The organism is Ravibacter arvi (genome assembly GCF_039540405.1).
Classification (GTDB): domain Bacteria; phylum Bacteroidota; class Bacteroidia; order Cytophagales; family Spirosomataceae; genus Ravibacter; species Ravibacter arvi.
In genome coordinates, this window is record NZ_BAABEY010000002.1 from 293,631 (window position 1) to 305,049 (window position 11,419).

The window sequence follows — 11,419 nt, forward strand, 5'->3', positions numbered from 1 at the left end:
CAGTAAACCGCTTTTTCCGCCCTTTGAATTAAGATCCAGATGCTGTTGTTGGATTTAAAAGTTGAGTGGTGTGGTTTTATATTGATGATTTTTACTTTTTTTTAAAAACTGTTCAGGCAGCGGCCAATACAAAGTCAGGGAGCCTCATTTAGAAGACTCCCTGATTCTGAAAAGGTCACTACTTACGCAAACCAAGTTCGGCAATGATAGCGCGGTAACGCTCAATATCGTTCTTGTTCAGATAATCCAGCAACCTACGTCTCTTACCCACCAGTTGCAACAGACCTCTTCTTGATCCGTTGTCTTTTTTGTGAGTTTTAAGGTGTTCGGTCAAGTGATTGATCCTGAAAGTGAACAGCGCAATTTGTGATTCCGGGGAACCGGTGTCCTGTGCAGATTTATTGAAACCTTTTGATTCAAAGATCTCTTTCTTCTTTTCCGCAGTTAAATACATAATTGTAACAACAGATTTTGATAAAAATTAAAACTTCCGCAAAAGTAGGCTCTTTCCGGAAGAAATCCAAATCGCCACGTTTTATTGAGTAAGCGGTTGCCGGGGTTATACCTCGTGCACATCGGGGACCTCAATCGGTTGAAGCGCAGCCTTTCCGGTCAGTTTTCTCCGGATACGTGCGATCATCATCACATATACGTCTTTGTCGAAAAGCCGCGAATCATTTTTGGCACGGTCCGTAAAGTACAATCCAAACAGCAGCAGGACCCCGTTTGACAACCAGCTTCCGAGTGTTACGCTCATATCGCCTTCCTTGACATATTTTTCGCCCTGTATATTCAATACATACATCAGGATATAAAAGACGATTGAAATCAAAACCGGGAGCCCGAACCCGCCCTTCTTGATAATGGCGCCCAGCGGCGCCCCTATCAGCACCAGGATAAGACAGGAAAGCGCTTCCGAGAACTTTTGCTGCTTCTCGAGCTCGTAGGTATTGCCGTCTTTCAGCTTGGCTTTCAGGATACCCGTATTGCTTTCCGCGAAGCCGGCCATGCTGGCGGCCGAGCTCTTCGCCGTTTCGACGATAGTCTTCTGCAGGCTGTCTGAAACGGGCAACGCCAGCAAAGAGTCTACCCAATGGCCGGGCTGTACCGTTCTCAGGTAAGTGGAATCTTCCGTTTTGAAGTTATACGTATAATATTGCTTGGAGCTGGGGTACAGGTTCTTCTTGTTGAGCTCGTAATCCCTTTTAACCGAGTCCGATGCCTCGGCAAGCTCCTCAACGTTCTTCATATACGCGTGGTACTTGAAAGCCTCTTCATCCGACCTTTTTACACCGAACGACGACAGGCTGATGACCAGTTTATAGTTGTCGAAGCTATTCCGCATAAAATTAGAAGGAGTAGCCCGGGGATCGGCCGCCGAGGCATACGCGGAACGTCCGCTGGTCGACAAGCCGTCGATTACTTCCTGGTAATTGTTGCCATGAAACAGCTCAAAAACGAGGTAACTGTTGTCGTTGATTGTGTACATACGCCCCGAATCGGCCAGGATGACTTCCGTGTTGCCCCTTTCGTAAGAGCGCGGATCATTTTTGTAGATCACCATGCCCAGCATGGTATTGCCGTCTGGCATCTTTTTGTCCACCTTTATGCTGTAACCCGGAAGGTCATTATAAAAAATTCCCTCCTTGATTTTCATGATTGGCTTCGCTTCGCGAATGTCATACAACAGGCTGTAGGCCTTCAGGTTGGCCCAGGGCGCGATACGGTCATTAAAAATAAACGAGACGGCGCTGATCAGGAAGGCCATGATGAACATCGGGATCATCACCCTGATCATGGAAATCCCGGCGCTTTTTACGGCGGTCAGTTCAAAGAATTCTCCCAGGTTACCGTAGGTCATGAGCGAAGCCAGGAGCAGGGCCAGCGGCAGGGCCGTGGGAACGGTGCTGAGTGTGAAATAGCCGAAAAGCGTGCCTATGTCAATCAGCGAAACGTCCTTGGAGACAAAATCATCAATATAGAAAATCACGACTTTCATCAGGAAGATGAAAATCACAACCGACAATGTTACCAGAAAGGGCCCCCAGAACGACTTCAGTACAAGCTTATCCAGCTTTTTCATTAACTACCAACTATTTCCTTTAATCGGTCTATAAAACCATTCCATAAAGAATATAGTTCCTGTTCATCCCGGTTCGTTGAGTAATCCGCTACTTTCAGATAGGTAGAATGGGTGAGGTCGCTGACATCCAGCTTAAACTCTATGTAATTCCGGTTTTCTTCCTCCGGCGGCGTACCTACAAATTCAAATTTGACAGCTCTGTTCAGTCTTTGTGTGACAAGATGAGCAATGTGACTTTCTCCATCCCATTGAATGTCGAAAGTCTGATCCGGCAAAATGATGACCTTGTCTGCAAACCACTGTTCCAGCCCCGAAGCTGTGTTGAAATAAGGGAACAACACCTTGGGGGATGATTTTAATTCGTACTCAGCGACAAACTTAAATTTCTCCATGCAGATTGATTTTAGACAATGAAATCCGGTTGGTCGTCAAAGTAGTAAAAACATTTTTAACTTCCCAAGGAAACCCCGAATGTTTTTGTCGGTTACCTCACTGCCTGAAAAAGAAATACTTTCTGAAATTCTATCGGGTAATCACTAAATAAAATTGCAATAAACTTGCGTTTTAAGAAAGTATACTTACTTTTGCACTCGAATTCAACGGCGGGGTAGCTCAGATGGTTAGAGCGTAGGATTCATAACCCTAAGGTCGGCAGTTCGATCCTGCTCCCCGCTACTATTTTGAAAGCCGCTGTTTTTCAACAGCGGCTTTTTTGTTGTCGCCATCCCGACCGTAGCGCACCGGTCTCCCCGCGCCTGCACAACAGGAGATCCTTCGGCTCCACTGCGTTGCGCTACCATTGACAACACGATGGATGGCGCCGCTCCAACCGGAGGGTCATCCCGACCGCAGCGGAGGGATCTCCCGGTCCCTGCACCCAATCCCTTTTAGAGGACTTTTTTATAGCAACAGGAGATCCTTCAGTTCCACTGCGTTCCATTCAGGATGACTGTCCGGCAGATGCGCTACCATTGACAACACGATGGATGGCGCCGCTCCAACCGGAGGGTCATCCCGACCGCAGCGGAGGGATCTCCCGCTCCCTGGACCAAATCCATTTCAACGGGCTTTTTAGTAGCAACAGGAGATCCTTCAGTTTCACTGCGTTCCATTCAGGATGACCATCCGGCAGATACGCTACCATTGACAACAACAGGTTTGGCGCCGCACCAACCGGAGGGTCATCCCGACCGCAGCGGAGGGATCTCCCGGCCCCTGCACCTAATCCCTTTCAGAGGACTTTTTTACAGCAACAGGAGATCCTTCGACTCCACTGCGTTCCATTCAGGATGACCATCCGGCAGATGCGCTACCATTGACAACACGATGGATGGCGCCGCTCCAACCGGAGGGTCATCCCGACCGCAGCGGAGGGATCTCCCGCTCCCCGTACCCAATCCCTTTCAGAGGGCTTTTTTGTAGCAACAGGAGATCCTTCGACTCCGCTGCGCTCCGCTTCAGGATGACCGTCCGGGTGGTAGCCTCCGGGTACCACTGACTACCATTGACAACATCTATTTGTCATCTCCGCTACAAGGTGTTTTCACAAAAAAAACTTCTTTCTCAGGAGGACCTCCGGCGCTACGTCCCGGGACGACAACGGTTCTCGTATACCAATATACGGTAGTATTAACCGGTACAAACCGTCCCGCTTCTCCCCTGCCCTTATTTCTTCAAGTAAAAATTCAATATAACTAGTGTAAAATATTAAAAATGAGATCGTTTAAAATATCTCCTTCCGACCTGGAACCGGTTTCTATCCCTTTCAGTTTACTATCCGAGTCCCGGAGATAACTCACGATATTGGCCAGCTTGGCAACGCTGTAATGTGCCATTGCGCTTTTATAATCTTTAACAAAAAATGGATTCACACCGAGCTTTGCCGCCAGTGCCTGATCGGATTTATCGGGGGAGGCATGCGCGAGCAGGATTTTCGTAAAATAAGCGTATAGAATCAGCACGACCGGGATAACCGGGTTGTCCTTCGTGTTGGCCGCAAAATAGGCGGCGATACGTGTCGCTTTTTTTACATCTTTCCGGGACAACGCATTCTGGAGCTCGAATACGTTATACTCTTTGCTGATCCCGATATAACGCTCCACCTCATCGGCATCAATAGCCTCGCCGGGCGCCAGGTTTACCAAAACTTTCTGTATTTCATTGTGGATCCGTTTCAAATCGTTGCCAATGTTATCCACAATCATCTGAATCGCCTTCGGACTGATTTTTACCTGCCTGTCGCGGCAATAGCTCCCTACCCACTCGGGGAGCTTGTTGTCATACATTTTCGCACTTTTGAGCAAGACTCCCTGCTTGCCAATGGCCTTTGCGAAGGCCTTTCTTTCGTCTACCTTTCCCTGGTAGGCCAAAACCAGTACCGTGGTGGAAAGTGGGTTCAAAGCATAGCTTTCGAGAAGCTTCTGCCCTTCCTCCCGATCAATCCCACCCAGTTTTTGCGCTTCTTTTACCAGCACCAGCTGGCGGTCGGACATAAAAGGGTAGCTCCTGGCGTATTGTATAACATTTCCGATCTGGTTATCGGCTCCATACAGGATAAACTGGCAGAACCCCCGGCTTTCGGCAGGCACCACCTTGTCTTCAAGGGCATCGGTTATGGCATCAATAAAAAAAGGCTCGTCGCCATGCAGCAAGTACACCGGACGAAATTTACCGGCAGCGATTTCTTTCAATATCGCGTCAGCAGATATAGACATTTTCTTGAAATTATTATGATAATTCTAAGTCACCTCCCTCGGACTCTCCCACCCCGCGTCCGGCGAGAAACCGTTCGCATTCCCGCTTAAGTCCGGGATAAAACTCCAGGAAATACGCCTCAAATGTACCCAAGTTTTCTTTGAACATCGTCGGGGACCTGGAAAAATCACCCAGGAATGTGTACCGTCTTGCCATACTTTTGAGGGTCCTTTCGACCGTTTCCCACTCCCGGTATTTGAAGAGCCAGTCGTTTTCGACAAGCGATTCAGCTAATGGCCTCATTTCTACCGGAATAAGATCTGAATATTCAGAATAGACCTTGTAAAATCCATTTACAAAATCACGAAGTGAAAGATCATAAAACCGGTTGAAATTCCGCGCCAGGAAATGATCGAAAGCGATGTCCGTGACTATAGAAGCGCCTCTGCCGTAGTGGCCGCGAAGCTGGCGTATCATTTCTTTTACGATCGGATGGGTGTCGGTCAGGTGATCAATAAACCGGTGCAGCCGCAGCCCGTCCAGGAAATCGGGATCAAATCCCATTTTCTTTGTAAAATCCAATTTCCCTTTTACGTAGTCACCAGAGAAATTACCCATGATAAGCTTTGGATTCTGACCTGACAGCGCGATATGAGCAAGGAAATTCACAAATTGAAAAGATGGAATATTGAAAAAAAATTAAACAAAAATAGACAAAACATTCATTTCAGAAAGAATTATGTATATTTTTGCACGTAGGCAATCGGTCCAGAACAGGCAAAACAGACTGTCCGGCCTATTGCGCAATACAATCGAAGTACCATGCAAATAGACAACCAAAAAGTAGTTGCGATAACCTATCAGTTGAGTTTAAAAGACGAAGAAGGGGATTTCGAGGTTGTGGAAGTGGTGGACAGGGATGATCCTATGTATTTTATCTGGGGACTCAGCGGATTACCGGAGCAGTTCGAGCAGAACCTGCTTGGTCTCACGGTTGGCGACACTTTCAACTTTCAGATTTCGGCCGAGGAGGGATATGGGGAAATAGACGAGGAAGCCATCGTGGATCTTCCCCGTTCGCTGTTCGAGGGCGAAGGAGTAAATTCCGAGGAGCTTCTGGTAGTGGGCAACAGTATCCCGATGACGAACGAAGAAGGCCACCGGCTCCAGGGCATTGTGGTTGAGGTAAGAGACGACCTGGTTACCCTGAACTTTAATCATCCCCTTGCCGGGAGAGAAATGGGATTCAGCGGTGAAATTCTGGTGGTCAGAAACGCGACCGCCGACGAACTGGATCACGGCCATGTTCACGGAGATGGTGGTTTCGTTCACTAATTTTATATAGATTTACTGCTCCTAAAGCCTAACAACGAAAGCAATATTTATAAATAACTGAAAAACAATTCATTATCCTTAAAAACTTAATATATCTGTCAAACACCAAAATAAAACTTACACAATAACAAAAGTTAATCTCTAATCAACATAATAGTTATGTTAAGATCATTTACGAAAAAGCTGGCCGGTGTTTTACTGTTCCTGTTGGCTTTTAACACTAGCCATGCACAGGAAGCCTGCGATTCCCCGGGTGGGGGATGCGACACAGTCGGCATTCAGCACAAAGTAAGTCCCTGGAGAATCGGTGGATTCCTTGGGCCCGGATTTGCTTACTGCGGTAGCTGGGCTAATACTTTCCCGCTAAAAGAGGCTAGAGACAAAACACTTTTCAATGGCTGGGGAATTACCGGCAATATCAATGCCGACTATTTCTTCACCAAAAGACCTGAAGCTCAATTCAAGTTCGGCGTGGGCGCTACATTCGGCGCACAGCATTTCTTCACAAGACCAGGCTTCGATGAGTTCGTAGATGAGCACCTTGCTACCTACCAGCTTACCAGAAGCGATGCGGAGGTGAAGAAGAGCTCTTCAGAAGATTTCTACCTCGTTCTGGGACCTGTTATCAGCTGGCATTTTACCAAGAGCAGAAGGAGCCCTTTCCTCGAAGCTGCAGCTAAAGTGGGTCTTTTCAGAACTACACCTGCGTCGATCACGATCAGAGATGAAGGACCTTCATCCTCTAACGACCCACGCATTGCTTATTATGCAGTATCTCCTAACGCGAGCCGGTACCACTTCGGCGGTCTTGCTTCATTGGGTGTCTTTTTCCCGTTGAAGAACCCGACCTGGGCTTTGGGTGTTCAGGCACAGGGTTACCGTACAAAAGTGTCTTATGACATGCAGTGGCCTAAGCCGGGCACTCCCCTCATGATCTCCCGCTATATGAGAGAACATGGCGGCTTCAATGCCGGTGTTGCCATCCGCAAAACATTCGAATACGACGTACCTGTTAAGAAGGATCCTACTGCAGGCCTTACGTGTATCACGCCTACTCTTTCTCTTACCAGCGGAAACTCTTCCGTTATCGGGAAATACTTCACTGGTAAAGAAGCCAATTGCGAGCCTATCGTGGCATCCTGGACTTCAAGCCTTGATCCGGTTATGGCCGACAGCCTGAACCAGACTTTCACGGCAAGAATCCACCAACTGAACAATGGTGAAGACAAAATCATTGCCGAAGCAATCTGCCAGAAAGATACTGAGCTTGCCTTCCCAACCAGCTACCTCAACAGCGCCGGTTGTCCTGTAGACGGTCAGTACTATGTAACTGTACAAAGCCATCAGTCTTCAGCTTGTTCTGCTTGTGTCAGCCAGGTTGCAGCAAGCGGTTTCGCAGCACTTAAAGCCGATACCGTTAAAATCACTGAAGAAGTTTGCGTTTGCGTTAAGAAAATCGAGATCTCATCAGTTCGTCGCGTAACCTCAACTATCAAGAAGTGGGCGAAGAGCGAAAACTGTGCAGATTGTATCTGTCCTGTTGAGTCTAAAGTGACTCGCAACAAGAAAATTATCCTTCACAAATCAGAAGCAAAAGACTGCGACGAGTTCAAAACTATCGAAGAGGTCCTTGCAAAAGTGAAGGCACCGAAATGGGCTAAGAATGTAACGATCGATATCGAAACTACTTCTTACGGAAATGCTTGCCCTGAAACAGGTGTTAAGAAAACATCTTACAAAGCAACTGTTAACTCCGACGGAACTATCATCTACCAAGGTGTGAAGTAATTCGGAAAAGGAAGCTTAACAAAAAAACGACCGGTGAAAGCCGGTCGTTTTTTTGTTGTTACAGAAACGGGAATTCCCACTCTGCTCCGGGATGCTTTCCATTTATCGGGTGCTGCCGTATTGAAAAACTTCAACGCCAAAGCGCTTCAGGAACTCGACGCCTTCTTCGACCGCGATTCCCTTGTAGGCCGCGTAACTGTTCAGAAAAATTACCCTGGCAATTTTCATGGTGTAAATTACCCGCGCGCATGCGATACATGGAGCCAGTGTTACATAGAGGGTGCTTCCTTCGATATTGGAGCCATTTTTGACGGCATAAAGGATAGCGTTTTGCTCGGCATGCAACGCAAGCGAACAGCTTCCTTTGGCGTCGCGCGGGCAGCCTTCCTCCGGGAATTCTTCGTCACAGTTGTGCGTCCCCGCAGGCGGGCCGTTATAGCCAATTGAAATAATCCGGGTATCTTTTGCCAGCACAGCCCCCACCTGCGCTTTGATACAGTGAGAGCGCTTGGCGAGATTATCGGCCAGTTCCATGAATATGGTATCAAAATCCGGTTTGACCAATTGAGAAGGTACTTTGTCCATTGACGCACTTTTTTACTTATTTTCGGTTGCAAATTAGGGAATGCGAGATGGGAATCAAAAGTAAGGGAGCCAAATGGAGTAAAAATCTGGTGGGCTTCATGATGTTTTTTGTGGGCTTAACGGGCCTTTACGGGCAGCCGGCGGTGCTTGTCGAAAAACTGCCGGCAACTAAAATAGCCCTCCGGGAAAAAGGGATGTACTACCTCGAAAAAGTAGAGGATGCCAGAGGTGATGATCAACAGACAATTGGTCGCGTAGTGGTGAAGACACGCCTCCAGCCGCTGGGGCTCTCTGAAGAACTTTCAAAAATCTCCTATGATTTTTGGAATTATTCGCTTGACCGGCAAAAGAGCGGGCGGTTGCCGGTAACCGTTCGGATCAGGAAATTACTCTTCTCGGAGACACGCGTATCACCAGGTAAAGTCAGCGGGAATTCTGAAATAGAAGTACAGTTTCTCGGCGCTAAAAGTGAAGGGCTGGTACCGTTGACCTCCTTCAAATCGAAAAGCCAGTATACGAGGCCCGAGTCGCAGACTGTTCACGACAAGTTTTTACAGAAAATGCTCTCGGATGCCCTGATTTACTTCGATAAATGGATGACGGCAAACCGGGAACGCAATCCGGTACTGGCGAGAGGCATCCGTTTGATCATCGAAGACGACAACGCGCCGCCGAAAGCAGATACCATTTTCTACGACCCGAAAAGACCGCTTCGTTACGACGACTTTAAAGCCGCTCCGAGAGCCGGGCGTTATGCAGCGATGGTTTTCACCAGTATCGCTTATGAGGGAGCTTCAAGGATGAATGACAATATGGTGGAGGTGACGGTCAGGCTGAAAGTATATCTTGTAAAGAGCATGTCCTGGATGCGACCTGAATCCAGGAACCCTAACGTACTACGGCATGAACAACTGCATTTCGACATTGCCAAGATCTCGGCAGAAAGGTTCAAAGACAAGCTAAGACAACTCGAGCTTTCGGTTGAAGATCATGACAGCGAGATCCAATACCTTTTTTTGGAATCGTACCGTGAAATGCACCAGGTCCAGGAAGACTACGACAAGGAAACCCGCCATGGCCTAAACGGGGAAATGCAGAAAAAATGGGAAGACAAGGTTAATGCGGAGTTGGCCAGGCGGTCGCTGGCAAAACGGGAATAGCAAGGTATGACTATTGCAACTCAATTCTTACGGCGTTGCCACCGTACCGCGCCAGGTACTTCCCCGTCTCAATTTCAGAAATGCCGGCATTTTTCTCGACCGGCTGCTTGTCGATGATGTACAGGATGCTACGCGACTTGAAAATTAGCCGGTTGCCATTGCTGACCACCTGAACTAGGGGATGTCTGTAGTCGTTTAATACGCTGACAGCGCTATAGATACAAAAGCCGAGCGCTGCTGCTGCGGTGAAAACTATCGCTTTTTTCAAACGGGCTATCCAGGCTGAATAAACTCCCAGCAACACAACCAGTAAGAGCAGCGCCTGGATCGGATCCAGGTAAAGGTGATCAATTACATGGTAGGGCAGCTCCCGCGGAAATTCGACTGTTCGGTTGATGACCCAGGCAATAAGTGAAATCAATTGCCCGATCCAGCCTGCCAGTGTTTCAAAGCCCGTCGCGCCCAAAACCAGTAAGCCGATGGCTGCCGGAATAAGCATACCCGCCAAATCGACCACGAACAGGTTCGCCAATAGAAAATAAGTAGGGAACTGGCTGAAATAGTATAGAATAAGCGGCAGCGTCATGAGCTGCGCCGCGATGGACATAGCAAAAAGATCCCTGATGTGCTTCAAAATTCTGTTCTCGGTAGTGTACCAGGACTGAATCGGCTTCATCCATAGAAAAATTCCCAGCATGGCCAGGAATGAAAGCTGAAACCCTACATCATAAAAGGCGGCGGGATCAGAAAGCAGGATAAAGAAGGCAGCAATTCCCAGTGTGTTCAAAGGTTGATGTTTCCGGGACAAGTTCTGGCCGGTCATCCAGGTTAGGCACATCAGGGTAGCGCGCTGAACAGAGGCCGGGAGACCGGTAATAACTGCATAGACAATCAGGATAGCGCTGATGGTCACCAGGTACAATTGTCGGCCGCGTGGAAGATTTCTGAGCGGCCCGAAGATAAAGTGGAGCACAGAAAAGAACACGGCCACATGCAGGCCCGATACCGATAACACATGGACCGTTCCCGAGTCGGTAAAGGCCTGGTTAAGTTCCGGCCGGATATCTTCTCTTCTACCGAGAATCATGGCCTTTACGAGGCCGAAAGCGTCTGCATCCGGGAGATGGGCTCTGAAAAGCTGCTCAGCCTTGCCGGTCAGGGAAGCAATGATGGTCCCGGGCGAAAACCTGTTGCCGTCGAACCAGACCAAATGCTCCTTTTTCTTGACAAACCCGATCCAGGGAATACCGTTCCTCTCCAGGTATTTGCGGTAGCTGAAACCCATTTCGGAACCGGCGTCCGGTGGGCGTACAAGTTTCCCTTTAATAGCCAGCCTTTGTCCAACCGGGAGATTGAGCTGGAGGTCGTTGCTGAAATAAATAATTGCGCGGGAATTAATCCTGATCGTGGTGTCTCTGCAAAGCAGTGCCTCTACCGTAGCTTTATACCTTGTGTTTTTTTCCCTCCTTTCGGGAAGATCTGTAATTCTGACCTGGTAAGCCAGGTAGTCTGCCCGATCGGCTTCGGTCAGCCGTCGCGTAAATTCCACGGATTGAACAAAGCCGGCGCTCCAGCCAAGCAGGAAAATCCCCGCTACCGGGATTATCCTCAACCGGGTCCGAAAACCTCCAAAATAACCTATGCAGCTCAATGCTGACCACCCGAGTACGGCAATCAGCAAGTAGCGCCCCTCGGTTGCCCGGAATACTTCACTGGCGAAAATTCCGGGCAAGAAAAAGAGAAGATACCGTACAAAGGGAATGTGGCCAAACAT

The 11,419-nt window shown here is 48.3% G+C and carries 13 protein-coding genes and 1 tRNA gene; 4 read left to right on the forward strand and 10 right to left on the reverse strand.

Annotated features, from left to right (window positions below):
• Nucleotides 1-178 precede the first annotated feature (178 nt).
• From rpsO to ABD852_RS02690, 3 genes are all read right to left on the reverse strand, one after another.
• The gene (gene rpsO / locus ABD852_RS02680; RefSeq protein ID WP_345026467.1) at nt 179-454 is read right to left on the reverse strand and encodes a 30S ribosomal protein S15; all 276 of its coding nucleotides are present in this window, start codon (nt 452-454) and stop codon (nt 179-181) included.
• 105 nt (nt 455-559) lie between these two features.
• Nucleotides 560-2,083 (reverse strand): LptF/LptG family permease, encoded by a 1,524-nt coding sequence (locus ABD852_RS02685; protein ID WP_345026468.1) that lies wholly within the window; start codon nt 2,081-2,083, stop codon nt 560-562.
• Nucleotides 2,083-2,475, reverse strand: a complete 393-nt coding sequence (locus tag ABD852_RS02690; RefSeq protein WP_345026469.1) for an START-like domain-containing protein — start codon at nt 2,473-2,475, stop codon at nt 2,083-2,085. The genes ABD852_RS02685 and ABD852_RS02690 overlap by 1 nt, the downstream gene beginning before the upstream one ends.
• A gap of 209 nt (nt 2,476-2,684) precedes the next feature.
• On the opposite strand from ABD852_RS02690, the gene ABD852_RS02695 reads away from it, so the two are divergent.
• A tRNA-Met gene (locus ABD852_RS02695) sits at nt 2,685-2,758 on the forward strand.
• Nucleotides 2,759-2,876: 118 nt separating this feature from the next.
• Here the strand turns inward: ABD852_RS02695 and ABD852_RS02700 are convergent.
• The 5 genes from ABD852_RS02700 to ABD852_RS02720 form a co-directional block, all read right to left on the reverse strand.
• Nucleotides 2,877-3,023 carry a hypothetical protein gene (locus tag ABD852_RS02700; RefSeq protein WP_345026470.1) on the reverse strand — a complete coding sequence of 49 codons (147 nt, stop codon included), beginning with the start codon at nt 3,021-3,023 and terminating at the stop codon, nt 2,877-2,879.
• A gap of 25 nt (nt 3,024-3,048) precedes the next feature.
• Nucleotides 3,049-3,195: a hypothetical protein gene (locus tag ABD852_RS02705; protein ID WP_345026471.1), complete on the reverse strand. Its 147-nt coding sequence runs from the start codon at nt 3,193-3,195 to the stop codon at nt 3,049-3,051.
• A 197-nt stretch (nt 3,196-3,392) separates the two neighbouring features.
• Complete coding sequence (locus ABD852_RS02710; protein WP_345026472.1) at nt 3,393-3,578, reverse strand: hypothetical protein; 186 nt, start codon at nt 3,576-3,578, stop codon at nt 3,393-3,395.
• A gap of 199 nt (nt 3,579-3,777) precedes the next feature.
• Entirely contained in the window at nt 3,778-4,797 is a 1,020-nt protein-coding gene (holA, locus tag ABD852_RS02715; RefSeq protein WP_345026474.1) for a DNA polymerase III subunit delta, read from the reverse strand.
• Nucleotides 4,798-4,810: 13 nt separating this feature from the next.
• Nucleotides 4,811-5,446: an acyl carrier protein phosphodiesterase gene (locus ABD852_RS02720; RefSeq protein WP_425568752.1), complete on the reverse strand. Its 636-nt coding sequence runs from the start codon at nt 5,444-5,446 to the stop codon at nt 4,811-4,813.
• Between the two features lie 153 nt (nt 5,447-5,599).
• On the opposite strand from ABD852_RS02720, the gene ABD852_RS02725 reads away from it, so the two are divergent.
• Nucleotides 5,600-6,112 (forward strand): FKBP-type peptidyl-prolyl cis-trans isomerase, encoded by a 513-nt coding sequence (locus ABD852_RS02725; protein WP_345026476.1) that lies wholly within the window; start codon nt 5,600-5,602, stop codon nt 6,110-6,112.
• Nucleotides 6,113-6,319: 207 nt separating this feature from the next.
• Nucleotides 6,320-7,900, forward strand: coding sequence for a hypothetical protein (locus tag ABD852_RS02730; protein WP_345026477.1), 1,581 nt, complete (start codon nt 6,320-6,322; stop codon nt 7,898-7,900).
• A 102-nt stretch (nt 7,901-8,002) separates the two neighbouring features.
• On the opposite strand, the gene ABD852_RS02735 is transcribed toward ABD852_RS02730, so the two are convergent.
• Nucleotides 8,003-8,485, reverse strand: a complete 483-nt coding sequence (locus ABD852_RS02735; protein WP_345026478.1) for a deoxycytidylate deaminase — start codon at nt 8,483-8,485, stop codon at nt 8,003-8,005.
• A 47-nt stretch (nt 8,486-8,532) separates the two neighbouring features.
• On the opposite strand from ABD852_RS02735, the gene ABD852_RS02740 reads away from it, so the two are divergent.
• The gene (locus tag ABD852_RS02740) at nt 8,533-9,645 is read left to right on the forward strand and encodes a DUF922 domain-containing protein (RefSeq protein WP_345026479.1); all 1,113 of its coding nucleotides are present in this window, start codon (nt 8,533-8,535) and stop codon (nt 9,643-9,645) included.
• A gap of 10 nt (nt 9,646-9,655) precedes the next feature.
• Here the strand turns inward: ABD852_RS02740 and ABD852_RS02745 are convergent, their stop codons facing one another.
• Entirely contained in the window at nt 9,656-11,419 is a 1,764-nt protein-coding gene (locus ABD852_RS02745) for a ComEC/Rec2 family competence protein (protein WP_345026480.1), read from the reverse strand.

What these genes read in the sequence shown, in the direction of transcription:
- rpsO (WP_345026467.1), bottom strand. Translation starts at nt 454, where the DNA reads ATGTATTTAACTGCGGAAAAGAAGAAAGAGATCTTTGAATCAAAAGGT.
- ABD852_RS02685 (WP_345026468.1), bottom strand. Translation starts at nt 2,083, where the DNA reads ATGAAAAAGCTGGATAAGCTTGTACTGAAGTCGTTCTGGGGGCCCTTT.
- ABD852_RS02690 (WP_345026469.1), bottom strand. Translation starts at nt 2,475, where the DNA reads ATGGAGAAATTTAAGTTTGTCGCTGAGTACGAATTAAAATCATCCCCC.
- ABD852_RS02700 (WP_345026470.1), bottom strand. Translation starts at nt 3,023, where the DNA reads ATGGAACGCAGTGGAACTGAAGGATCTCCTGTTGCTATAAAAAAGTCC.
- ABD852_RS02705 (WP_345026471.1), bottom strand. Translation starts at nt 3,195, where the DNA reads ATGGAACGCAGTGAAACTGAAGGATCTCCTGTTGCTACTAAAAAGCCC.
- holA (WP_345026474.1), bottom strand. Translation starts at nt 4,797, where the DNA reads ATGTCTATATCTGCTGACGCGATATTGAAAGAAATCGCTGCCGGTAAA.
- ABD852_RS02725 (WP_345026476.1), top strand. Translation starts at nt 5,600, where the DNA reads ATGCAAATAGACAACCAAAAAGTAGTTGCGATAACCTATCAGTTGAGT.
- ABD852_RS02735 (WP_345026478.1), bottom strand. Translation starts at nt 8,485, where the DNA reads ATGGACAAAGTACCTTCTCAATTGGTCAAACCGGATTTTGATACCATA.
- ABD852_RS02740 (WP_345026479.1), top strand. Translation starts at nt 8,533, where the DNA reads ATGGGAATCAAAAGTAAGGGAGCCAAATGGAGTAAAAATCTGGTGGGC.
- ABD852_RS02745 (WP_345026480.1), bottom strand. Translation starts at nt 11,419, where the DNA reads ATGTTTGGCCACATTCCCTTTGTACGGTATCTTCTCTTTTTCTTGCCC.